Consider the following 22,668-nt stretch of genomic DNA (forward strand, 5'->3'; position numbering starts at 1 on the left):
TACACTGCCAAAGCACATACTGTTGCTGCGTCAGGAACTGTTTCCGACACAAAACCACACATGGGAAAGCTGATGGGCTTCGACACTGTGTTGGAGCGACAAGCTGAAAATCGCGCCTACTGCAATGGAGAAACCTATGTCGGTATCGATGGATACATCCGTCTCTGCTTCAAAAACGCCAGACCTTTCACAAGTCACTGGCAAGGCCGTCGTCAAACACACTCGCGAGGCCCCTGCTGCGCCTTCTTTCAATGATCAGCGAGCTGCCCATGTCAACTTCCCGAGCGCGGAAAACAAGGCCGGGCCGGTGTTCGATCACCATCAGCCGGCAACAACCGCGGCTGATGTGCTTGGCCATCAACACAACCCTCCCGGGCTGCATCACTTACTGAGCCAACTCAAGCGCTGGCTCAGTCATTGGTTCCTGGGGCATCGGCCGCCCATGCATCCGGGCTGCAGCAACCCGCCGCCAAGGCCCAACCCCGGGGCAAGCAATCCACCGCCGCGCCCCGACCCTACCGCAGGGGGTAGGCCTTATCCGGTCGCCCCCGGCAGGCCGGACCCGCAATACTCATTAAAGAGTAACGAAGAGTTGGCGCAGCAATTGCGCGACAGTTTCAACGCGTTTAGAGATCCAAATAACCCTGGGTCTATCAGCGTTGACAGCATTCTTGCGATGGCGAAACGAGGATGGTCACCTAACCCGGTCATGAGGGAAAACACCCGCTTGGCCAATGAGCTGCTGCGACGTCCGGAACTGATGGCGGCGCTTGACCGGGACGGTCGCACCGGTGCGTTGAATGATCTTATTGATTGGAAAAGCCTGAACGCGGTTATCCAGGGAGATAACTACTTCAAGTACAAGACTGACAAGGAATTGGCCGCTGAAATGCTCGAGCATTTCGATGAACTCAAGGATGGGAGCGGCGGGCCCCACCTGAAATTCAAAGACTTGAGGAAACTTGCAAGTCAGGAGCTCACGGGCGATGCAGCCAAGGATCACCTGATCCAATTGGCCCAGGCAGTCATGAAACGGGGCGACCTGCTCAAACTGATGGATAACCTCGTCAGTGCCGACGGTGATGGAAAGATCCGTCGCAAAGCATTGGCCTTACTGTCGCAATAACCCACTTTCAGGCGCTGCGCTGCGAAAACGGCGCCTGATTAAATTATTTAAGGAACGGCTTACGCTTATTTGCCACATAGGTGGTAACTGCGGTGGTGCATCGGCCCACCGCTTTTCAGATTTCGCCTGAGGGAAAACACATGACTTCAACTTCGTTTAATTCCTCCCAATCCTGCCGCCTTGAACTTCTGCAAAACAACCAGCAAGTAAAACCTTCGCTCTCCGACAAGGGCGGAGTATCAGAAGGTATGCCCACTGCAGCGCAGGAATATGTGGCCCAAGCCCGCCGCATGAAAGCGTTTGCCGGCGAGCGAAAATTTCAGGCGCCCGTTGCGGATGATTTTTCCCGGGGCATGTTGGCTGACCGCCAGGTTCCAGTGGCCCGCGCCGATTCACTGAAAAGCACCGGGCTGATCAATAGCCTGACGACGTGGTGGCGTAGTCGAAAGTCAGGTTGATGCTGCCTTGCCTGGGCTTTTACATATTGTCATTGGTATTCGCTACTCATCCGGAACTGCCGTCTCCCTCCAACCACACATGAGGTGCTTGTCCGAGTGGAATCCATTCGTTGATCTTGTCATTCCGACACAGGTCACCAAGCGGATATGCATCTGAATAGAGTTGGAGAAAACCCATGAAAATCGAGGGTGTACTACCTCCCGGTCGGCCTCTCGCCCCTGGCGGATCAGCCGCGCGAGCAACGTCGCTATCACCGGTCACTTGGCAGGAAGCCTCTTGCGTGTCGGAGCGAGGAATCTCTCGCCAGCCCACTCTTTTGCGCGGAACGTTATCCGCTCTAAGTCATCGAAACCTGCAGAACTTCCCCGCTGAACGGGCGAGCAGTTCCTTGCCGGGTGAAACTTCAACGGACAAGCAATTGGCAAAGGCCCTTGAAAAAGCCTTTGGTCTGTTGCACCCCTTCCTTAATGAGGGGCGCTTGACCTGGATGTCATTGCAGCGGATCGCCGCTCAACCCATGGGTGAAAACGAGGCACTGGACGGCGTCATTCAGGTCGTCAGGGAAATTCTCAAGCGTGCGCGGTTAAGCGACACCATCTTCAGCCGCGACGGCGATATCACGCGTGACAGCCTCAGTGCGGCAGCCCAGGCTTTGCATGGCAACAGCTCGGCGAGTGTGTTCAGCCAGGATCCGTTTCATACCCATGGCAACGCGCAAGTGGTGCAAGCGCTGCAAAGCCAGTTTGAACAGTTGAGAGACAAGACAATGGATCGCACCTTCCTGTTCGAACAACACCAGTACGTTGAGATTGCCAAGCTCAAGGCGGTCATGCAGGACCCTTACGAAGTTGATCAGCAGGGCAGCCCTGTACTGGACACGTCTACCGGCATGCCCAGGCCCCAATACAGTGAGTTGTGTGTCTACACGGCGAAGAACATTTTCGAACGCCCAGGTTTGCTGCCCTCATTGGAACGTGCCAACGGCACGCGACTGTTTGGGCCCCCCCACAAAGAGGGGTGGCTGAGCAACAAAAGCCTCGAGCGCTGGCGGGAGCAGGACGATGCTCGCAAAGCGCGCTGACTTATACCTTGAGGATTTTGCCGCTGATGGCCACGGCCGCCAGCAACACTGCTATCAATACAAAGGCGGTGCTCAGGCTGCTGCCATGGGCGATAAAACCGATCACCGCAGGGCCGGCGAGAATGCCGGCATAACCGAGCGTGGTGATGGCCGGCACCGCAATATGCTCCGGCATGACCTTTTGTTTGCCGACGGCGGTATACAGCACCGGCACGATATTCGAACACCCGGCACCCACCAATGCGTATCCAAGCAATGCAGTTTCCCAGGCGGGTAATAGCGTCGCGATGAGCAGGCCGACACACGCCAAGGTGCCCCCGATCACGATCACTCGCGTTGCCCCCAGGCGTCGGACAATGGCATCACCGGTCAAACGCCCAGCGGTCATGGTCAAGGCAAATGCCGCGTAGCCAAGGCCGGCGTAAGCTTCATCCAGGCCGCGCTCGGCACTGAGGAATACAGCACTCCAATCCAGCACGGCACCTTCGGCCAGGAACACGATGAAACACAGGCAACCGATAAACAACACCACTCCATGTGGCACCGCAAACGCCGGGCCGGAGCTTTCACTGCCATAAGGCAGGAGGTGCGGTGCGGCCTTGAGCAGCGCCACAACCATGATAACCACTACTACCAGCGTCGCCTCAAGTGGCGACAGGCCCAGGCCCAGCAACCCGGCAACCCCCGCTGCGCCGACGATGCCCCCCAGGCTGAACAAACCATGGAAGCCCGACATCATGGTTTTACCACTGGCGCGCTCGACAATCACCGCTTGCAGATTGACGGTGGAATCCACGGTGCCCAAGCCCGCGCCGAACAGGAACAACCCTGCGATCAACAACGGGATCGAACTGACCGTGGCCAGCATCGGCAGGGCCAGGCAGATCATGAGCGTCCCCGCGGTCAGCACGCGACGGCAGCCGTAGCGCGATGCCAAGGCGCCTGCTGCCGGCATCGCGATGATCGAGCCAACTCCCAGGCACAACAGCAGCAGGCCAAGCGTGCCTTCATTCAGATCGGCGCGCGCTTTGGCATACGGCACCAACGGCGCCCAGGCGGCGATACCGAAGCCAGCGATAAAGAAAGCGATGCGCGTCGACATCTGCTCCAGCCGCCCGGGAATTACGGGCGCAGGGGTGGGGATGGCAGTCATGAAAAGTCCTTGGTTTTGCGTTCATCGAGCGATGTTCAGTGTTACATCCTTGCACATCAGGCCCTCTGGAGCGAGCCGGGTTCCCTCCGCGTTCGGGATTAAAAATACGGATTGAGAAAATTATTTTTTTACAGGGCCGGAACGCTTTGGTGGCTGATAACCACACAGGAGTGATTGAACCTGTAGGCGGTGGTCTGGAAGGTGCGTAATCCTCGTGAGGGTGGCTGAACCCCAGGTTTCTTGCGACGGATTACCACCTTCCAGTCCACTTCCCACAGGTTGGAGGTTCTGTAATACGCTTCCCCTGTCCGATAACGTTGGTGGGCAGATGTCAGCTGTTTCTTCGGAACTTGGTTATTCAGATATAAACTCGCGTAAGAGTTTTCTTGTTGTTCTTAGATGGCTCATTGGCTGTATATCTTGCTTTATAAGCGACACTTCCATCTTCGGTGTACGAAACTTCTTTTTTATTGGGTAAGCGCCGAAAAGCGCGGGAAATCGCTAAGCTTTAGGCTGTTCAGGTGCTTTTTTTCGCAATCCATCAGGTATTGGCGAGGGGGAGTCGTTCAGTTGAAAAGTTGATGGCGGGTAACAAAGGATGGTTAACGCGTTTGTTTCGTCACGTTTCAAATTGGTTCTTCCAGGCATAACCACAGACTTTCAGGTAGTGGCATTCAAAGGCACTGAAGCCCTCGATCAGCCTTACTTCATACATGTGCAACTGGTCAGCGAAGACCCTTCCTTCGATTTGGAGGCGCTTCTTCATCAACCCGCCTATCTGGACTTTGGCGAAGCGGAGCAGGGGCTGCATGGGCAGGTCTACGCCATCGGTCGAGATGACCCTGGCGTGCGGCTCACCCGTTATCACCTGACCCTCGCCCCGCGCCTGGCCTGCCTTGCCCATCGTCGCGACCAGCGGATATTCCAGCAACGCAGCGTGCCGCAGATCATTGCAACGGTCCTTGAACACCACGGGATCCTTGCCGACGCCTATGCCTTCGAGCTTGGACCGGTGGTGTATCCACCTCGGGTGTTTTGCGTGCAGTACAGGGAATCCGACCTGCACTTTATACAGCGGCTGTGTGAAGAGGAGGGTATTCACTACCATTTTCGCCACAGCGTGGATAACCATCTGCTGGTATTCGGTGACGACCAGACGGTATTTCGACGGCTGGCGGTGCAGCGTTATTGCTCGTCGGGTGATCCGGCGCTCGAGGCCCGGGTGGTCCAGCGCTTCGACCGGCGTTTGCAAGCACGCAGTCAGCGAACCGTGCGTCGAGACTATGACTTTGAGCATCCTTCGTTTTGCCTGCAAGAACAGGCCGGTGCCAAAACGGCAGAACCATGGGAAGACTATGAATGCCCCGGTGGTTTCACCGGCCGTGCCCGGGGGGCGCAACTGGCGCGACGTGGCCTGGAGCGCCATCAGCGTGATCGCCATCGGGTGTTGGGCAAAAGCGATCAACCCGCGTTACGCAGTGGTCACTTTCTTGAACTGTGCGGTCACCCGGATCCAGCCTGCAATGACTTATGGTTGCTGACGTCGGTGCGTCATGAGGGCTGCCAGCCGCAGGTGTTGGAAGAGTCGGCATTCGAGGCCAGCGGGTTTCAGGGCTATCGCAACCGATTCACTGCAACCCCCTGGCGCGCAGTACATCGCCCGGCCCTCAAGCACCCCAAGCCGACGATCAGTAGCAGCCAGACCGCAACGGTAACCGGGCCCGTTGGAGAGGACGTGCATTGCGATGCCTATGGCCGGGTGAAGGTGCGCTTTCATTGGGATCGCCTGGACAAAAACGACGATACGAGCAGCTGTTGGCTGCGGGTGACTTCGGGCTGGGCCGGTGACGGATTTGGCGCGCTGGTCATTCCCAGGGTAGGCATGGAAGTGCTGGTGAGCTTCCTGGAAGGCGACCCGGACCAACCTTTGGTCAACGGCTGTTTGCCCAATGCGTTGCACTTGCCGGCTTACCCCTTGCCACAGCACAAGACACGCACGGTACTGCGCAGCCGTAGTTCCCCAGGCGGTAGCGGTGGCAATGAGCTGCATCTGGAAGACCGCAGTGGCGAAGAGCTCATCTACCTGCGCGCCCAGCGTGATCTGGAACAACGGGTGGGGCATGACAGCCGCCTGGAAGTGGCAGGGGAACGGCATGAAGTCATTCGGGGAACCAGTACGGTTCGGTTGGAAAGTGAGGAGCGTCGCCATGTTCTTGGTGCTCGCAAGGTTGTGCTCGAGGCGCACGACCACCTCGACGTACAGGGCGATAGCCTGACCCGTGTTGCTCAGACCCTGGTGATCGAAGCCGGACAACAGGTTCATCTCAAGGCTGGTGCCAACCTGGTGATTGATGCAGGTGCGCAACTGAGCCTGAAGGCTGGCGGAGAGCACCTGCTGATTCAGGCCGGCGGTATTTTCAGCAGCCGGCCCATCATCCTGGGCGGTTCACCGTCCGCAACGCGCTCGGTAACGCCCCCGCCAGTTGCCGGCGCGCAAATTTCTGCAGCGCAAGGCGTCATCATGGATTTGGCTAAAAAACTGGGTGCGGACTTTTGCCCGCTGTGCGAATGCTGCCGCGAAGGTCAGTACGATATTGCGGGGAGGGCAGCTTGATGGACAGTCTGGTCACTCGATGGATGGCCCGACAGCAGCAACAAGGCTACCACCTATGCCTGATGCTTGAGGGGAGTCATGAGGCTAGCCAACCGCTGCTGGCAGGGCGCGATCTGTCGCGTTATTGCAACCTCTACAGCGAGACCGATGCGGCGCAGTTGGCGAGTTCTGGCCCGCTGATCCTATTGCTGGAACAAATGAACGAGCCCGCACTGATCGACCTGCTGCAACATCCCGAGTCGAACTGGGGATGGCTCTTTAGCCTATCCGCTGCCGACTTGGCGGGTGCAACGCGACATTGGCGCGACAGGCTGCTGGTGGGGCCGACGGGGCAGCGGGCGCTCTATCGTATTCACGACAACCGCACCCTGGCCCGCGCCTTGCTCCATCTATCAAAGGAGCACTGGCCGGTCTATCTCGGGCCGCTGGTCAGCGTGTGCTATTGGCATGAAGGGCGCTGGCACCAAAGCGAAAACCCTGCTCCGGGCGATTACTCGGCACCGGATCCAGCGCCCTGGCTGGATACGCCAAACCCACAGGCCGAAGCCATCCTGCACGCCAATATCCTGCGTTATCTGCTCGCGGAGCACAGTGAGGACCTGGCGGCATTGGTCGAATTCCAGGACCCCAGGGTCTGGCTCAGCCAAATACTGGAACAGGCGCGGACCTGGCAATGGCGCAGCCCCGAGCAGTTGGCGTTCCTGGTGGTGCGCCGGTTGGAAGAGACGATCCGAAGCAGCGTTATTCATTGGCCGCCTCGGGCTGGGGAAACACCTGAAGTGCATTTTGAACGGGTCGTGGAGCAGTGGCACAGGGAGGTGGAAAACGATGAATAGGTGGATGGCAGCGGTGTTGCTTGTTCTTGGGGGGGCGGGGATTCCGGGGTGCGCGGGGCGGGTGGTGGATAGTTTTACATTGGAGGTGGATTTGCCGGCGCAATTCAGCCTTGTTGGCGATGCGTCATACACACCAGCATCGGGAGAAATGTGCGAGCTGACCCGGCGAGGCGGTAAACGTCCGAATCTGAAGATATTCAAGGCTGCCAGCAAGTCAGTGGCAAATAGAGTGAGTTTTGATGTGCCATTAACACAACAGGTGGAAGGCTGCCCGCTTGTTTTACGCAAACTTGTGTTTGCAATTAATGCGACGTGGGGCACGCGCTGGTCGGATATCGGGCGGGATTATGCGGCTATCTATTTTCTGGATAATCAAGGACCTGGCATATTTTCAGTGCTTGGTACTCGGCCTCAAGAGCTCCCTGGGCAATGCCAATGGTTATTTCGTACTGTTGGCCCTGAACATGCCGTTATCAAGGTGCTTCGATGTAATTCGTTGAATGCAAGTGGACAGCCCACGAAGGTACGAGCCGGCGGACATGTTTCTCGTAGCGGATTGTCCGGGAAGACATTGAGAATGGTGCTTGCATTAACCGAAGATGAGTTGCCAGCCGTGGAGGATAACTGGGTAAAAGTGTCGGGTGGCTGGAAGCGCTGCAAGGGCGAAAGTCAGGAGGATATGTTTGCATTTTGTCGTGGCAATGTCTCTGACTTCAAGGCTTTCAAAATGCCAGATGGGCGCCTTTGCAGTATTTATCCGACCTGTGATTAATAAGGAGGAAACTCATGGAACACGATGCATGGAAGCAGCAGTTCTTCAACGACAGGATGCCTGCTTGCCCATTGAAAGGGCATTGGTTGACGTTTTGCTTAGTGGATGAAACCGGGAGTGGTAAGGGTTATGGGGGGCTGCCTTACACAATCTATGATGGTGCGGGGCAACAGTACAGAGGTCGGTTGAACGGGGAGGGTTTCGCCAGAGTGGCGGATTTTTCCTGTGGCCCCGTAATCCTTGTGATGGAGGAGCGGTATTCGGGACAGGAGGAGCTTTATCAGTCGCTGATGTCGCGATCCTTTTACGCTTTGCCTATCACTGAGCTTCAAGTACGTGCCGAGCAAACACATTTTCTTGTTAGCCACGATCAGCATGGCGAAAATAATCCTGCACGGCAGAATGCAGATCATTTTTATCAAGTTGAAGTGAGTGATCTGGTTCGACATAGCGCTCACCTGCCGCCACGATCGTCGCAAACCCGCCACCCAAGGCGGCATGTGCAAAAATTGATGGCAGACCTTGGGTTTGGGCCTCCAGAACTATCTTCCAATGGATTGGTACTGTTTCCCAAGAGGTTTACGGTGTTGGAGGTTCGTCCTCTGCGAGCGTTACGCCCCGCCATTTCAATACATGATCAATTTTGTGCTTTAAATCTTTACCAATTGGCTTTAATGGCTACATTAAGTTACTGCGAGTTTGGTCAAGAACCCTCGACAGCGCCTGAGGATAAGGTCAGCTTTCCACTGGATCCAAGTATCGGAAATTTATTTGTCGAATACCTGTCTTGCTACAAGGAAGCGTGGAGATTCGACTCAGAGCAAGTACAGCGTTTTTTCCCAGTGTATGAAGAGGTGGCCTATTCACGTCGATTTGAGATTTTGCCTTTTGATCCCGCGTTGTACGGACAGGGTGACACCTTGGGTAGTCCTGAACACCCAGAGCGACTTCATTTTTTTAACGATGTTGAGTCTGGTACGGATACTCAAGCATTCATCTGTCATCACAATGAGGTTGTTCTCATCGCTGTGCGTGGCACGGCTAGCGGCGCCGACGTCTTGCGTGATGCGGATGCCCATCAGGTCTCCCTTGTTGAGGGTGTTGGTAAAGCGCATCTCGGGTTTTATCAAGCGTTTCGGGCCATGCAAAATTTCATACTCGGTTATCTTGCTAGGTTTCACACCGGCCAGCGCATTGTAATTTGCGGCCACAGCCTTGGCGGCGCCATTGCATTGCTGTTGGCCGAAGGACTGCGCCGAACGCCGGACGCCCACTACAACATCCTCCTTTACACCTATGGGGCGCCCCGTGCCGCTGACTCCGAATTCACTGCCGGCGCTTCATCACTGGTCCACCACCGCATCGTCAATCACAACGACCCCGTGCCTAGTGTCCCCGCCCCGTGGATGAACACCACCGCCAAACTCTGGATACCCGGGGCCATCACGTTATTCAGTGCTCCTGCACCCGGTGGCCTGTTGTTCGCCGCCGGGTTGGTGCGCATGGGGGGCAACCCCTATCAACATCATGGTGAACAACATCACTTCATGCCGATCACGCTCCCGGACGGCACCCATTCTTCGGTGTTATGGAAGCCGGGCTGTGAGTCCATCGAAGAGGCAGGTTGTAATCGCGCATTGCAACTGCAGGGCGACATGCCCGACCGAGACAATCTATTGAGGCAGCTTTTTCAGTCCGGTCAACACTTCATGACCACCAGCTACATCCCCGCGGCCTGGGCTACATTGCGCCGCTGGCAACAAACCCTGGATAGCCAAGGCCCCTTGGTGACTCCAAGGGAGTTTGAGCTGCTCGACCAGGCGCTTGAGGACATGCGCGCGCAACTGCGGGCCAAACGGCGTGAGTTCGCCCATCGACGCCCTGCCAATGATCGCAGCCATGAAACCAGCGATGCCTTGAACGCCGAGATCGACCGTTTACATACCAGTCGCGAGCGTCTGGCCAGCCTGCGCTGGCGCCGCCTTCAAGCCCGCGATGTCTACGGCAGTCATGCGGGGGCCGCGCACCTGCAAGCCAGCCTCAAACGCTGGTTCAGCCACCGTGAGAATCGCGAGCCTGCTCAATTTGCCAGCATCCCACCGCCTTCCCACGATGATCTGGCAAGGGCGCAAACACTGGATATCGACTCCATCGTCTAGCCACCGGGTTACATAAACTCCACCTGTGCCGGTTGCCGCTTCATCAGCACCTTGCCGTTGCGGATCGAGTACAGGGGCAGGCCCTGGCTACGAATGACTTCGTAGTCGCTGTCGGCCGACAGGATCAGCAGGTTGGCAGGGCGGCCGGCTTCCAGACCATAGCGGTCACCCAGGGCCATGGCCTTGGCACTGTTGTCGGTGACCAGGTCCAGCGCGCTTTGCAGGTTGCGGTAGCCGAGCATATGGCAGATGTGCAGGCCGGCTTCCAGCACGCGCAGGATGTTGCCGTTACCCAACGGGTACCAGGGATCGACGATGGAGTCCTGGCCGAAACACACGTTCATGCCGGCCTCGAGCAACTCGTTGACACGGGTGACGCCGCGGCGTTTCGGGAAGCTGTCGAAGCGGCCTTGCAGGTGGATGCTTTCGGTGGGGCAAGACACAAAGCTGATGCCGGAATGCCCCAGCAGGCGAAACAGTTTGGCGCAGTACGCGTTGTCGTAGGAGCCCATGGCCGTGGTGTGGCTGGCGGTGACGCGGGTGCCCATGTCGCGGCTGCGGGCTTCTTCGGCAAGTACTTCGAGAAAGCGTGAGTGAGGGTCATCGGTTTCGTCACAATGCACGTCCACCAGGCAACCGGTGCGTTCGGCCAGGTCCATGAGGAACTTCACCGAACTGACCCCTTGATCGCGGGTGTATTCGAAGTGGGGGATGCCGCCGATTACGTCGGCGCCCAGGCGAATGGCTTCCTCCATCAACTTGCGGCCATTGCGGAACGACTCGATGCCCTCCTGGGGGAAGGCAACAATTTGCAGGTCGATCAGGTGCGTGCTTTCTTCACGCACTTGCAGCATGGCTTTGAGCGCGGTGAGGTCCGGGTCGGTGACGTCGACATGGGTGCGCACATGCTGGATACCATGAGCGGCGAGGGCCTGGATGGTTTTTTTGGCCCGGGCCTTGGTGTCTTCCTGGGTAATGGTGGCCTTGCGCTCCCCCCAGCACTCGATCCCCTCGAACAGCGTACCGCTCATGTTCCAGCGCGGTTCGCCGGCAGTGAGCGTGGCATCAAGGTGGATGTGGGGTTCGACGAAAGGCGGTATCACCAGGTTGCCGGCGGCGTCCAGATCGCCGGCCGCGAGCGTGGGCACGCTGGTTTGCGCAGTAATACTGGCGATCCGGCCGTGTTCCAGGTGCAGATCATGCAAGCCTTCACGGTTGCGCAGGCGGGCATTGATGATGTGCATGGTCAAGTTCCTCTTGGCTAAAAACAATCAGGCAGGCAGCCGCCGGATCCTCAAGGCGATACCGATGCCCCGGCGGTCATGATGCGTAGTATGGCGCTGAGCAACACGTAGGTCAGCGATGCGGCAACAATTCCCACCAGCGGCGCGACCCATGGCGAATTGAACGCCAGTACGGTACCCACCCCATACGCTACCAGACCTGGCCAGTTGAATGCCGGCAGGCGAGCATCCGCCAGACGCGGGTATTGGCCGCCATAACGATAGAAGAAGTCCGCCATGATCACCCCGCCAATCGGCGGGATCACGGTGCCCAGCAGGATCAGGTAGGGCACCAGCAGGTCGTACATGCCAAGCAAGGCGAGCAGGGTGCCGATTACTGCACCGGCCAGGGTCACTGTTTTGCGGCGCTGGGTGCGCAGCAGGTTGCAACCGGCGACGGCGAAGTTGTAGATGGTGTTGTCCTGGGTGCTCCAGATATTGAGCAGCAACATCGCCATCGCGGCCATGGCGAAACCTTGCAGCAGTAAAACCTCTACCACATCCGGTTGCTGATAGACGATGGCGCCATAGGCGCCGATCAGCACCATCAGGCCATTGCCGATAAAAAAGCCGATCAGGCTGGCCAGCACCGCGACCTTGGCCGAGCGCGAAAACCGCGTCCAGTTGGTGGCCTGGGTCGCACCGCTGACGAAGGTGCCGAACACCAGGGTAATCGCCGTGGACAAGTCCAACACTGCGGTCGGCACCACCGCCAGCAGCCCCGGTAGCCCGCCGACTTTCACCGTGGCGACCCACATCGACAGGATCAACAATAACCCCATTGCAGGCACTGCGACCCAGGACAGGATTTCCAGCCCGCGATACCCCACATAGGCGGTGGCGCAGAACAATAAGCCAAACACCATCATCAACCCCAGCACACTGCCTGGGCTCAGCTGGAAATACTTGCCCAATACTACGGCCGCCGTGGCAGTGCCCCAGGCATACCAGCCGATCTGGGTAAAACCGAGGATCAAGTCGCTGAGCTTGCTGCCCACTTCGCCAAAACAGAAACGCCCCATCAACACCGAATTCAGGCCACTCTTGAACGCGATGTAACCCAGGCCTGCGGCATAGATACCCAACAACAGGTTACCCAGGGCCACGACGCCGAGCATGTCGATGAAACTGAACGCCACCCCCAGCTTGCCGCCGGCAAACATGGTTGCGGTAAAAAAGGTAAAACCCAGCAACACCATGGCCGTGGACGCAAGGCCTTTGCGCGCATGCAGGGGGACTTCGCTGAGGGGGTAATCGTTGCCAGGTGGTTGCTGCGTCATGGGGGCTGCTCCCTGAGTGGTGACGCAGCTCGTTTGCATCGTGCGTGCCAACGCAGAGGCGGGTAGATATCAGCTAGCGCAAGCAAGCCCCTTCAAGTTACCCCAGCCCAATCCGGTGCAGAAGCAGTGCAGCGGTGAGCCAAACTGGCTCAGTCGAACAGCGTCTGCGTGGTCTCACCCCGATGAAACGCAAAGGCCGCCTCAAGATCACCTTCAATCGTGCGCCCGCGAGACAGGGGCGGCAGATCATCCAGTGTAAAAAACCCGACTTCGGTGGTTTCAAAACCTGCCATGGGCGCGAGTTGGTCCACCCGGTCACACAGGAAGTACAACTTGTAGAAATCCCTCACATCCGGCCGGTACAAGCCCTTGGCTTTGTGCGTCACGCTGTATAACGCCCTTGCGGTGACCGTCAGCCCGGCTTCTTCGCGGATTTCCTTGATAATGTTCTCGGCCGCCGACAAACCGATGTCGGCATAACCACCCGGTAATGCCCAGCAGCCATCCGTCGATTCCCGTACCAGCAAAATCCGCTCACCTTCGATCACTGCACCGCGCACATCGACCATCGGCGTCGAATATCTCTGGGCAAAATCCGAGACCAGGCCGTTGATACGCTCCAGCGGCACGCTGCCCAACTGCGCCAGCATGGTGTGGGCGATCAGGGCAATTTCTTCCAGACGTTCGCGCTCGAAATCATCGGTGCAGAAATGCAGCCCCGTGGAAGCCAGTGCCTGCAAGCGCTTGGCGTGGGCCAGCCAGGTGTTTTCCATCACGTTCTCCTGTAGGCATTTCCAAAAAAAACCACCCGTAGGTGGTTTTCGACACGCTACCGCTTACTCGCCGCGATAGATGCAGCCGCTGGTGCAAGTTTCATGGATGCGGATTGCACTGAGCTCCGGCAGCAGAGGTTTCAATTCATTCCAGATCCACTTGGCCAGCACTTCGCTGGTGGGGTTTTCCAGGCCGGGGATGTCATTGAGGTAGTTGTGGTCGAGGCGCTCATAGAGCGGCTTGAAAATCGCCTTGATCTCCGAGAAGTCGCGAATCCAGCCGGTATGGGGATCCAGGTCGCCGCTCAGGTGGATGGCCACCTTGAACGAATGCCCATGCAGGCGCCCGCATTTATGGCCTTCCGGTACGTGGGGCAGGCGGTGGGCGGATTCGAATGTAAATTCCTTGAAGATTTCCACAGTGTTTTCAGCTCGGTCAGGTGTCTGGCAGGCGGCGAGTTTAACAGTTTGATCAACCCTTGCGCATACCGCCCCTCGCCAGGGTCAAAGGGCTTGCAAGTGTTCGCCCAATTTGCCGTTATCTGCCAATGCCAGGAACTCGTCCCCCAGCCGCCGGCTCTCGCTCATCGCGGTTTGCCAATATTTGTTGCGGCTCGGGTCGTCGCCCATAAAGCGCTTGAAGTCACTACGGTCTGGCAGTTTGCCGTGGGGCAGGCGGGCCAGGTAGTCCCTGGATGGCGCCAGCAACAATACATCCTGCAAGCCTTGCGGGTTGCTGCGTCGCCACGGCAGGCCCTTGTCGAACCAGCCGGGGATGACTCGATCGGTGAAGTGCGGGTACAGCACGATGTCATCGCCGAGATAGGGTAGGTCGAGGTGGTAGTCCAGCAGGCCGCCGTCGCGGTAGGTGCCGGCCCCGGCGCCGGGCAGGTCGCGCACGCCTTGCATGACCATGGGGATTGAGCCGGATGCCAGTAGCGCCTGGCGCAGGTTGCCCAGTTCCAGGTCGATGAAGCGCGAGGCAAAGTCCTTGAGCGGATGTACCGGCGGCGCCTGGCGCGGGTCGTGGATGATCAGCCGCTCGAAATGCCGCGACAGCCGGGCGCGGCCCCGCAGGTTATCGGCAATCACCGACGACAAGCCCAGCCCCAGCCGCCCACGGTGGTCATCGGCAAGCAGCCCGTGGCTCTTGACCACCATGATGTTCAGCCGGTAGTCGGGGTTGTCCAGTACCTGCGCATCACGGCCGGCCAGCAGGTCATCGAGCATCCGTTGGCAGCTCTGACTGACTTCGGCCATGGTCACGCCCTTGGCAAAGCGCTGCTCGTTATACAAGCGGCCCAGGTCCAGCAAGCCCTGCACCGGGTCGGGCAGGCAGGCGCTGGCAAACCGCCACGAACCAATGGAGGCGCCGATCAGCGCGCGTTCCCTTGGTGCGCGCGGCAACCAGTCACCGAACAGCGCCAAGTCCAGCCCTTGGATACCCAGGGCCTTGGGGCCACCGGCCGCACCGGGGAGGATACCCACGTCGGCAGGCGCAAGTCCCTGTTCGCGAATGCGGCTGAACACACGTTTGCCTGCCTTGAGGGTCAAGGCAGGGAACTTGATGTGGATGGCAGTCATACCGGTCTCTGGTGAGGCAAGCGGGGCATTATAGAAAATCTCGCTGGCAGTGGGGAAAAGGGTCCGCTCGGAAATTGCCATGGTGGCAATTCAGTTTCAGTTAAGTTGCGACAGGTACCGTGACCGGCGTAGGAAAACATCATGTAACGGAGACTTATCATGAAGCGCCTCACTGTTCTGGGCGCCGCCGCTATCATCATCGTTACGGCGACCCAAGCCGCCGCCGCGGACCCTGACAAGCCACTGATCGTGCCCGCCACTGTTACTATTGTCGCTTTCGATCAATTGGAAGCCACGGCCCTGGCCCTTCACCCCGGTTCGACGCTACTGGACACCGACCTGGATGAGGAATACGGCAAGTACGTCTACGAAGTCGAGCTGCAAGATGCCGACGGCATTGAATGGGACGTTGAATTGAACGCGCTCACCGGGCAGGTTCTCAAGAATCATCAGGATACGTAATGAAGGTAAATTTACGCGTCGGCAGTCGAGTGGCGCTGGTGCTCATGATTTTTTGCTCCAGCCTGGCGGCCCGCGACCTCAACCAGGATGAAGCCCTGGCCCTGCGCCAGCAGGGCGTGATTCTGCCGCTGGAACAGCTGCTGCACCAAGCCATGGCGCGTTATCCCGGCTCGCGGCTGCTGGAGGCCGAGCTGGAAAAGAAACACGGGCAATACGCCTATGAAGTGGAATTGGTGACCACCGAAGGCGTGGTACGCGAGATCAAGCTGGACGCGACCAATGGTGTGCTGATCAAAGATGAGGAAGACTGATGCGCCTGCTTCTGGTGGAAGACAACGTACCCCTGGCCGACGAACTGCTGGCCGGCCTGCAGCGCCAGGGCTATGCGGTCGACTGGCTGGCCGATGGCCGCGACGCCGTGTATCAAGGGCGCAGCGAGCCGTATGACCTGATCATCCTTGACCTTGGCCTTCCTGGCTTGCCCGGGCTTGAGGTGCTGGCGCAATGGCGCGCCGCCGCGCTGGCCATCCCGGTGCTGATCCTCACCGCCCGCGATTCCTGGGCCGAGCGTATCGAAGGGCTCAAGGCCGGAGCCGATGATTACCTGAGCAAACCCTTTCACCCCGAAGAACTGTACCTGCGCATCCAGGCGCTGTTACGCCGCTCCCACGGCCAAGCCAACCAGCCAACGCTGCAAGCTGCCGGCCTGCATCTGGATGAAGGTCGCCAGTGTGTACTGCGCGATGGCGCCGAGATCCAACTGACGGCCGCTGAATTTCGCTTGCTGCGCTATTTCATGCTGCACCCCGAACAGATTCTGTCCAAAAGCCATCTGGCCGAGCATTTATATGACGGCGAGACCGAGCGTGACTCCAATGTACTGGAGGTCCATGTCAACCATCTGCGCCGCAAACTGGGGCGCAGCGTCATCGAAACCCGGCGCGGCCAGGGCTACCGATTTGGCGCCACCCCGGCATGAAGTCGATCCAGCGGCGCCTGAGCCTGGGGTTGATCAGCGTGATGGTGATCGTCGGCGTGGTACTGGCGCAGACCAGCCTCTTGCTGTTCGAAGCAGGCTTGCAGCGCTACCTGGAGGCGGGCTTGCGCAACGACAGCGAGAACCTGCTGGTGGCGCTGGTGCGCGGGCCCAACGGCGTCCAGTTGGATGAACAGCGCCTGTCACCGGCTTATCAGCGGCCGTTCTCCGGGCATTATTTTCGTATCGACTTTGCCGATGTCCATTGGCGCTCTCGTTCACTGTGGGATCAGGAGCTGCCCAGGCTTCCGGAGGCGGGGCTCAAGGGCAACCTGCAATTGGGCCCGGAAGGTCAGCAGTTGTTGGTGTTGCGCTCGGACTACAAGCGCTTTGGCAAGTTGATTTCCATCAGCGTGGCGCAGGACTACACACCCGTGCGGGAAAGCTTTCGCCTGATGCGTCAGGTGGGCCTGGTGGTGGGGGTGGTGGCGCTGCTGCTGGTGCTGGTGCTGCAACGGGTCACCGTGCGTCGCGCCTTGCGCCCGCTGGAGACGGCGCGCAACCAGATCGCTCAACTGCAGCAAGGCCAGCGCTCCCAACTCGACACTCAGGTGCCGCAGGAACTGGAACCGCTGGTGGCGCAAATCAACCATTTGCTGGCCCACACTGAAGACAGCCTCAAGCGCTCACGCAATGCCCTCGGCAACCTGGGCCATGCGCTGAAAACCCCTATGGCGGTGCTGTTGAGCGCAGCCTCCAGTGATGCGCTCAAGGATCATCCGCAGTTGAGCCAGTTGTTGCGCGAGCAACTGGAACAGGTGCAGCAGCGCCTCAATCGCGAGCTTAACCGTGCCCGCCTGGCGGGCGATGCGCTGCCGGGTGCGCTGTTTGACTGTGAAAAGGAACTGCCCGGTTTGTTGGCCACCCTGCGCATGATCCATGGTGAGCACCTGGACCTCGCCTATCAGGTCGCGCCGGGTCTGCATTTGCCCTGGGACCGTGAAGACCTGTTGGAACTGCTGGGCAACCTGTTGGACAACGCCTGCAAGTGGGCGGATGCCGAGGTGCGCTTGAGCGTCAGCGAGACGCCCCGGGGCTACCTGTTGGCGGTGGAGGACGACGGTCCGGGCATTCCTCAGGCCCAGCGCGACCAGGTATTCAGTCGCGGCGCACGCCTGGATGAGCAGAGGGTCGGCCATGGCCTGGGATTGGGGATCGTGCGGGACATCGTTGAGGTGTGGGGCGGGGTGTTGCAGTTGCAGGAAAGTGAGCTGGGTGGGCTCAAGGTATTGATCGAGCTACCACGCCGCTAGCACTGACCCACCCCAGTTCAAAAATGTGGGAGTTGGCTTGCCTGCGATAGCACCGACTCGGTTTGCCTGAAATACCGAGGTGTTGCATCGCGGGCAAGCCCGGCTCCCACAGAAAAGCCTGGCTGCATTCAGACCCGAAACTGATCCATCAAACCCTGCTGCTGGTTGGCCAGGCTGTTCAACGCCTGGCTGACCCGCGCCGATTCATTGGCCTGTTCCGACAGCGACTCGGTCACATCGCGAATGGTCGCCACGTTGTTGTTGATCTCTTCGGCCACCGCGCTTTGCTCTTCGGCGGCGCTGGCGATCTGCAGGTTCATGTCGCTGATCACCGTGACCGCGTTGCCAATCTGGTGCAAGGCTGTGACGGCCTGGCCGACTTGTTCGACGCTGCCTTGGGCCTGGCGATAGCTGTTGCCCATGGAGCTGACCACGTCGGTAGTACCGTTTTGCAATTGTTCGATCACCACGCGGGTTTCTTCCACCGACTCCTGGGTGCGTCGTGCCAGGTTGCGCACTTCGTCGGCGACCACCGCAAAACCTCGCCCGGCCTCGCCGGCACGGGCGGCTTCGATGGCGGCGTTAAGCGCCAACAGGTTGGTCTGCTCGGCGATGCCACGAATCACTTCGAGCACCGAGCCGATCTTCTCGCTGTTAGCGGCCAAGCCTTCCACCTGGGTCATGGCGGTGCTCATATCGGCGGCCAGGTCACCAATGTTGGCGGTGGTGCGGTCAATGATGGTCAAGCCTTCGCGCGTCGCCTGGTCGGCATCCTTCGCAGCCTGGGCCGCCTGAGCGGCACTGCGGGCGACGTCCTGGGCGGTGGCGCTCATTTCATGGGACGCGGTGGCCACCTGATCCACCTGGCGATACTGCTGTTCCATGCCGGCACTGGTCTGCGTAGCAACCTCGGCAGACTGGTCGGCGGTGCCGCGGGCGTCCTGCACCGAGCGTTTGACTTCGGCAATAATCGGTTGCAGCTTGTCGAGGAAACGGTTGAACCAGCCAGCCAATTGGCCCAGTTCGTCCTGTTTGCTGTAAGCCAGGCGCCGGGTCAGGTCGCCTTCGCCGCTGGCGATGTCTTCGAGCATATGCGCCACGCCAAGAATCGGCCGAGTCACACTGCGCGCCATCAACCACACCAGTACCAAGCCAACCACAGCGGCCAGCAGGCCCAGGCCCAGTTCCAGCAGGGTGCCCTTGGCATTGTCAGCGTCCAGCTGGGTTTTCAGCGCCTCGGCGGGGGCTACCAGAACTTTTCCCGGTACATCCAGCAATACGCCCCACGACTTGCCCCCTGGGATCGGCGCAAACGGCGCCAGCACCTTGAGTTGCTGGTCGGTGCGCAGGCTGTGGGTCTGGGTGCTGTTGGCCAAGGCACTGACCAACTGCGCGCCGCTGGCGGTGTCGACCTGCTCCAGACGCTGGCTGAGTTTGCTCGCGTCCGGGCTGTAGCCAGCCAGCAAACCGGTGGGGCTGAGGATGCTGACTTGGGTCTGGCCGTCGTACAGCTTCTGGCTGGCCTGTTGGCTCACGGCCTGCAAGCTGTTGAGGTTGATGTCCACCGACAGTGAGGCAATGACTTTGCCATTGACCATCAGCGGGAACACGATGCTGGTCATCAGCACGTTCTGACCGTCGATCACATAGAAATAGGGTTCGATCACACACGGCTTGAGGGTCGTGCGCGGGCAGGTGAACCAGGCGTTGGCTTTTTCACCGCTGGGGCTAATGGAGGTGTCGGTCATGTCGCTTTCAGGCAGCGCCATCGAAGTGATTTTGCCGGGTGTGGGTTGCGACCAGTAAAGGGCGAACCGGCCCTTGTCATTACTGCCCAGTTCCGCCTGGTTGGCAAATAGCTCGTCTTTGCCATCCAGCGCATTGGCTTCGAATACCAGGGACAAACCCAGCAGGTCGGGGTTGGCCTGTAAGGCGGCCTTGACCTGGCGGGTCAGGTCTTCACGGGTGTCGAAGGCATCGAGAAAGCGTTTCTCCGCCTGTTCGCGCAAAAACAGTACCTGGCGGGAAAACCCATGGCCGTACTGGTAGGCATCCATGAACTGCTGACGAATGCCCAATGCCTGCACTTCACCTTGGGCCTCAATGCGCGCCTGGGCGGCTTCGTCGAGCATCTTCATGCTGGACGCCTTGACCTGCTCCGAGCTCTGCGCCATGCGATACAGCGACAGACCCACCAGCAGGGTCACGATCCCCAGCAGGCACAGGCCCGCCAGCAGGGTGATTTTCCATTGAATGGAGAGCTGCCTGAGCGACATCGGGACATCCTTACCTGAAAGCACATGGAAACAGCTTATCGGCCGGCGCCCGTGGTTCTTTATTCAAACGGCCCATTTAAACCTCAAAGCGGCGTCGTTTTTTGACATGAGCGCCTGCCTGCTGCAAAGTGCGCGCCCTCTAATAAGACCTCTTTCAAGCCTGCACGCCGGCAGCTGTTCCCATGGGCCGTGCGCGGGTATGCCTGTCTTTTATGTTTTTGCTTGAGGTAACCATGATTAACGCAGTCATCGCCGCGGTCGGCACCATGCTGGTGCTCAGCCTGTCCCGCGTGCATGTGGTCATCGCCATCATCGTTGGTGCCCTGGTGGGCGGCTTGACCGGTGGCCTGGGGATCGACGCCACGCTCAAAGCCTTCAACGGCGGTCTGGGCGGTGGTGCAACCGTCGCCTTGTCTTACGCACTGCTGGGCGCTTTCGCGGTGGCCATTGCCAAGTCCGGCCTGGCCCATGCGCTGGCAGACAAAGCCTTGCTGCTGGTGGACCGCCAGGAAGCCAGCGGCGGCAGCCACGTCAAATGGCTGTTGATCGGCCTGTTGTGGGTGGTGGCGATTGCCTCGCAGAACATCCTGCCGATCCATATTGCGTTCATTCCGTTGCTGGTACCGCCGCTGTTGTACGTGCTGACCAAGCTGCAACTGGACCGCCGCCTGATCGCGTGTGTGATGACCTTCGGCCTGATCACGCCATACATGTTCCTGCCGGTGGGCTTCGGCAACATCTTCCTCAACCAGATCCTGTTGGCCAACGTGGCCAAGAGTGGCGTGGATATCAGCCAGGTCAACGTCACCCATGCCATGGGCCTGCCGGCACTGGGCATGGTGGTCGGCCTGCTGGTGGCGGTGTTTGTCAGCTACCGCAAAAAACGCGTGTACGACTTGGAAAAAATCGAGCGCGTCGAGCAAGTGGCGGTGCAGTACAACCCGCTGACCCTGCTGGTGGCCGGCCTGGCGATTGCCGCGGCGTTCATCATTCAGCTGTGGCTGGACTCGATGATCATCGGCGCCCTGGCCGGGTTTTTGATCTTCTCGGTGTCGGGCATCGTGCGCTGGAGCGACACCGATGACCTGTTCACCGAAGGCATGAAGATGATGGCGATGATCGGCTTCATCATGATCGCCTCGTCGGGCTTTGCCGAAGTGCTCAAGGCCACCGGTGACGTACGCTCACTGGTGGAAGCCTCGGCGGCGTTTATCGGTCATAGCCGCGGGGTAGGGGCGTTGCTGATGTTGTTGGTGGGGCTGTTGGTCACCATGGGCATCGGCTCGTCGTTTTCCACGGTGCCGATCCTTGCCGCGATTTTCGTGCCGCTGTGCGTACAACTGGGCTTCAGCCCGTTGGCCATCGTGTGCATCGTCGGCACCGCCGGTGCATTGGGCGATGCCGGCTCGCCCGCATCGGACTCCACCCTCGGCCCCACCTCCGGCCTGAATATCGACGGCCAGCACCACCATATCTGGGACACCGTGGTGCCGACCTTCCTGCACTACAACATCCCGTTGCTGGCATTTGGCTGGCTGGCTGCAATGACGCTCTGACGCAAGCACTGCACACCTCCACTGTGGCGAGGGAGCAAGCTCCCTCGCCACACAAGCTCGCTCCTACAGAAATCACTTACTTGGCCGTTAACCTCTCAAGTCGCCACTAACAAGAGAGAAAAGCCATGCGTCTGAGTTTGAAGGCCAAAGTCCTGGCCCTTGCCGTTGTGCCGGTGTTGCTGTTTGCCGTGGTCATCAGCCTCACCACCGTGTGGATTCTGCAGGGCCAGGCCCGCAACGAAGTGGATGAAACCCGCCAGCGCCTGCTCGACGACGCCAAGGCCACTTTGCAAGGCTATGTCGAAGTGGCCATGACCACCATCAAGCCGCTCTACGACGCAGCTGCTCCCGGCGATAGCACGGCGCGGGCGCAGGTGGTCAAGTTGCTGTCCAACACCCGCTACGGCAAAGACGGTTATTTCTTCGGCTACGACTCCGAAACCATCCGCCTGTTCAAGGGCAACAGCCCGGACGGCGTAGGCAAAAGCTTCAAGGACAACCGTGACCCCAACGGTGTCTACGTCAATCGCGACCTGGTCAAGGTCGGCAAGGACGGCACCCACTACTTGCAATACAGTTCGACCCAACCTGGCCAGACCGAACTGGTGCCCAAGCTCGGCTACACCGAATACCTGCCCAAATGGGACATGGTTATCGGCACCTCTGTGAACCTGGACGGCATCGAGGCCCAGGTGGCGGTGGTCCAGGACAAGGTCGAACAGCGTATGCAAGGCGTGCTGCTGAGCATCCTTGGCGTGGCTGTGGTGGTGTTGCTGGTGATTGCGGCGGTGGGCATGTTAGTCGCCAATACCATCCTGCGCCCGCTGAACCTGATGAAAGCCAACCTCGACGACATCGCTGCCGGTGAAGGCGACCTGACCCGCCGCCTGGCCATCACCAGCCAGGATGAACTGGGCGACCTGGCCGGTGCGTTCAACCGGTTTGTCGATAAAATCCACGGCCTG

General features: G+C 59.2%; 19 protein-coding genes and 2 pseudogenes. 13 read left to right on the plus strand and 8 right to left on the minus strand.

The window, feature by feature from the left end; genetic code table 11:
- Positions 1–136 precede the first annotated feature (136 nt).
- From PSEBG33_RS29515 to PSEBG33_RS27155, 3 genes are all read left to right on the plus strand, one after another.
- Positions 137–1,126 (plus strand): hypothetical protein, encoded by a 990-nt coding sequence (locus PSEBG33_RS29515; RefSeq protein WP_005786832.1) that lies wholly within the window; start codon positions 137–139, stop codon positions 1,124–1,126.
- Positions 1,127–1,266: 140 nt separating this feature from the next.
- The gene (locus tag PSEBG33_RS29720) at positions 1,267–1,584 is read left to right on the plus strand and encodes a hypothetical protein (protein WP_005786834.1); all 318 of its coding nucleotides are present in this window, start codon (positions 1,267–1,269) and stop codon (positions 1,582–1,584) included.
- Between the two features lie 419 nt (positions 1,585–2,003).
- The gene (locus tag PSEBG33_RS27155; protein WP_232289413.1) at positions 2,004–2,666 is read left to right on the plus strand and encodes a type III secretion effector protein; all 663 of its coding nucleotides are present in this window, start codon (positions 2,004–2,006) and stop codon (positions 2,664–2,666) included.
- Position 2,667: 1 nt separating this feature from the next.
- On the opposite strand, the gene PSEBG33_RS17075 is transcribed toward PSEBG33_RS27155, so the two are convergent.
- Entirely contained in the window at positions 2,668–3,819 is a 1,152-nt protein-coding gene (locus PSEBG33_RS17075; protein ID WP_005786838.1) for an MFS transporter, read from the minus strand.
- 598 nt (positions 3,820–4,417) lie between these two features.
- On the opposite strand from PSEBG33_RS17075, the gene tssI reads away from it, so the two are divergent.
- The 4 genes from tssI to PSEBG33_RS17055 are packed head-to-tail and all read left to right on the plus strand — an operon-like array spanning position 4,418 to position 10,200.
- Positions 4,418–6,433 carry a type VI secretion system tip protein TssI/VgrG gene (tssI, locus tag PSEBG33_RS17070; protein ID WP_005786841.1) on the plus strand — a complete coding sequence of 672 codons (2,016 nt, stop codon included), beginning with the start codon at positions 4,418–4,420 and terminating at the stop codon, positions 6,431–6,433.
- Entirely contained in the window at positions 6,433–7,269 is an 837-nt protein-coding gene (locus PSEBG33_RS17065; RefSeq protein ID WP_005786844.1) for a DUF4123 domain-containing protein, read from the plus strand. The genes tssI and PSEBG33_RS17065 overlap by 1 nt, the downstream gene beginning before the upstream one ends.
- Positions 7,262–8,041: a hypothetical protein gene (locus PSEBG33_RS17060; RefSeq protein ID WP_005786846.1), complete on the plus strand. Its 780-nt coding sequence runs from the start codon at positions 7,262–7,264 to the stop codon at positions 8,039–8,041. The genes PSEBG33_RS17065 and PSEBG33_RS17060 overlap by 8 nt, the downstream gene beginning before the upstream one ends.
- Before the next feature lie 14 nt (positions 8,042–8,055).
- Complete coding sequence (locus PSEBG33_RS17055; protein WP_005786848.1) at positions 8,056–10,200, plus strand: lipase family protein; 2,145 nt, start codon at positions 8,056–8,058, stop codon at positions 10,198–10,200.
- 8 nt (positions 10,201–10,208) lie between these two features.
- Here the strand turns inward: PSEBG33_RS17055 and codA are convergent, their stop codons facing one another.
- From codA to PSEBG33_RS17030, 5 genes are all read right to left on the minus strand, one after another.
- Complete coding sequence (gene codA, locus PSEBG33_RS17050) at positions 10,209–11,444, minus strand: cytosine deaminase (RefSeq protein WP_005786850.1); 1,236 nt, start codon at positions 11,442–11,444, stop codon at positions 10,209–10,211.
- Between the two features lie 50 nt (positions 11,445–11,494).
- Positions 11,495–12,763 carry a cytosine permease gene (gene codB / locus PSEBG33_RS17045; RefSeq protein WP_005786852.1) on the minus strand — a complete coding sequence of 423 codons (1,269 nt, stop codon included), beginning with the start codon at positions 12,761–12,763 and terminating at the stop codon, positions 11,495–11,497.
- A 149-nt stretch (positions 12,764–12,912) separates the two neighbouring features.
- Positions 12,913–13,536 (minus strand): NUDIX hydrolase, encoded by a 624-nt coding sequence (locus tag PSEBG33_RS17040; RefSeq protein ID WP_005786854.1) that lies wholly within the window; start codon positions 13,534–13,536, stop codon positions 12,913–12,915.
- 63 nt (positions 13,537–13,599) lie between these two features.
- Complete coding sequence (gene queD, locus PSEBG33_RS17035) at positions 13,600–13,956, minus strand: 6-carboxytetrahydropterin synthase QueD (protein WP_003190259.1); 357 nt, start codon at positions 13,954–13,956, stop codon at positions 13,600–13,602.
- An 84-nt stretch (positions 13,957–14,040) separates the two neighbouring features.
- Positions 14,041–15,120, minus strand: a complete 1,080-nt coding sequence (locus PSEBG33_RS17030; RefSeq protein ID WP_005786861.1) for a hypothetical protein — start codon at positions 15,118–15,120, stop codon at positions 14,041–14,043.
- Positions 15,121–15,279: 159 nt separating this feature from the next.
- On the opposite strand from PSEBG33_RS17030, the gene PSEBG33_RS17025 reads away from it, so the two are divergent.
- The 4 genes from PSEBG33_RS17025 to PSEBG33_RS17010 are packed head-to-tail and all read left to right on the plus strand — an operon-like array spanning position 15,280 to position 17,871.
- The gene (locus PSEBG33_RS17025; RefSeq protein ID WP_005786863.1) at positions 15,280–15,582 is read left to right on the plus strand and encodes a PepSY domain-containing protein; all 303 of its coding nucleotides are present in this window, start codon (positions 15,280–15,282) and stop codon (positions 15,580–15,582) included.
- Positions 15,582–15,893, plus strand: a complete 312-nt coding sequence (locus tag PSEBG33_RS17020) for a PepSY domain-containing protein (RefSeq protein ID WP_005786865.1) — start codon at positions 15,582–15,584, stop codon at positions 15,891–15,893. Before PSEBG33_RS17025 ends, PSEBG33_RS17020 begins: the two co-directional genes overlap by 1 nt.
- Positions 15,893–16,561, plus strand: coding sequence for a response regulator transcription factor (locus PSEBG33_RS17015; protein WP_005786867.1), 669 nt, complete (start codon positions 15,893–15,895; stop codon positions 16,559–16,561). Before PSEBG33_RS17020 ends, PSEBG33_RS17015 begins: the two co-directional genes overlap by 1 nt.
- Positions 16,558–17,871 (plus strand): sensor histidine kinase, encoded by a 1,314-nt coding sequence (locus PSEBG33_RS17010; RefSeq protein ID WP_005786869.1) that lies wholly within the window; start codon positions 16,558–16,560, stop codon positions 17,869–17,871. The genes PSEBG33_RS17015 and PSEBG33_RS17010 overlap by 4 nt, the downstream gene beginning before the upstream one ends.
- A 128-nt stretch (positions 17,872–17,999) precedes the next feature.
- Here the strand turns inward: PSEBG33_RS17010 and PSEBG33_RS30105 are convergent, their stop codons facing one another.
- Both PSEBG33_RS30105 and PSEBG33_RS30110 read right to left on the minus strand, forming a co-directional pair.
- Positions 18,000–18,755, minus strand: a complete 756-nt coding sequence (locus PSEBG33_RS30105; protein WP_420066314.1) for a methyl-accepting chemotaxis protein — start codon at positions 18,753–18,755, stop codon at positions 18,000–18,002.
- Positions 18,756–18,857: 102 nt separating this feature from the next.
- Positions 18,858–20,147, minus strand: a pseudogene (locus PSEBG33_RS30110) (HAMP domain-containing protein); the annotation flags it as partial.
- A 236-nt stretch (positions 20,148–20,383) separates the two neighbouring features.
- Here PSEBG33_RS30110 and PSEBG33_RS17000 point away from each other — a divergent pair.
- Positions 20,384–21,703 carry a Na+/H+ antiporter family protein gene (locus PSEBG33_RS17000; RefSeq protein WP_164366002.1) on the plus strand — a complete coding sequence of 440 codons (1,320 nt, stop codon included), beginning with the start codon at positions 20,384–20,386 and terminating at the stop codon, positions 21,701–21,703.
- Between the two features lie 125 nt (positions 21,704–21,828).
- Positions 21,829–22,650 (plus strand): annotated as a pseudogene (locus PSEBG33_RS30115) (cache domain-containing protein); the annotation flags it as partial.
- Positions 22,651–22,668 lie beyond the last annotated feature (18 nt).

Source organism: Pseudomonas synxantha BG33R, assembly GCF_000263715.2.
Taxonomy (GTDB): Bacteria; Pseudomonadota; Gammaproteobacteria; order Pseudomonadales; family Pseudomonadaceae; genus Aquipseudomonas; species Aquipseudomonas synxantha_A.

Coding starts and splice junctions, on each gene's coding strand:
- PSEBG33_RS17065 (WP_005786844.1), top strand. CDS start 6,433: ATGGACAGTCTGGTCACTCGATGGATGGCCCGACAGCAGCAACAAGGC.
- PSEBG33_RS17030 (WP_005786861.1), bottom strand. CDS start 15,120: ATGACTGCCATCCACATCAAGTTCCCTGCCTTGACCCTCAAGGCAGGC.
- PSEBG33_RS29720 (WP_005786834.1), top strand. CDS start 1,267: ATGACTTCAACTTCGTTTAATTCCTCCCAATCCTGCCGCCTTGAACTT.
- PSEBG33_RS17020 (WP_005786865.1), top strand. CDS start 15,582: ATGAAGGTAAATTTACGCGTCGGCAGTCGAGTGGCGCTGGTGCTCATG.
- PSEBG33_RS17060 (WP_005786846.1), top strand. CDS start 7,262: ATGAATAGGTGGATGGCAGCGGTGTTGCTTGTTCTTGGGGGGGCGGGG.
- PSEBG33_RS17055 (WP_005786848.1), top strand. CDS start 8,056: ATGGAACACGATGCATGGAAGCAGCAGTTCTTCAACGACAGGATGCCT.
- PSEBG33_RS17025 (WP_005786863.1), top strand. CDS start 15,280: ATGAAGCGCCTCACTGTTCTGGGCGCCGCCGCTATCATCATCGTTACG.
- PSEBG33_RS30105 (WP_420066314.1), bottom strand. CDS start 18,755: ATGGAACAGCAGTATCGCCAGGTGGATCAGGTGGCCACCGCGTCCCAT.
- PSEBG33_RS17015 (WP_005786867.1), top strand. CDS start 15,893: ATGCGCCTGCTTCTGGTGGAAGACAACGTACCCCTGGCCGACGAACTG.
- PSEBG33_RS29515 (WP_005786832.1), top strand. CDS start 137: ATGTCGGTATCGATGGATACATCCGTCTCTGCTTCAAAAACGCCAGAC.
- codB (WP_005786852.1), bottom strand. CDS start 12,763: ATGACGCAGCAACCACCTGGCAACGATTACCCCCTCAGCGAAGTCCCC.
- tssI (WP_005786841.1), top strand. CDS start 4,418: ATGGTTAACGCGTTTGTTTCGTCACGTTTCAAATTGGTTCTTCCAGGC.
- PSEBG33_RS17075 (WP_005786838.1), bottom strand. CDS start 3,819: ATGACTGCCATCCCCACCCCTGCGCCCGTAATTCCCGGGCGGCTGGAG.
- PSEBG33_RS17040 (WP_005786854.1), bottom strand. CDS start 13,536: ATGGAAAACACCTGGCTGGCCCACGCCAAGCGCTTGCAGGCACTGGCT.
- codA (WP_005786850.1), bottom strand. CDS start 11,444: ATGCACATCATCAATGCCCGCCTGCGCAACCGTGAAGGCTTGCATGAT.
- PSEBG33_RS17010 (WP_005786869.1), top strand. CDS start 16,558: ATGAAGTCGATCCAGCGGCGCCTGAGCCTGGGGTTGATCAGCGTGATG.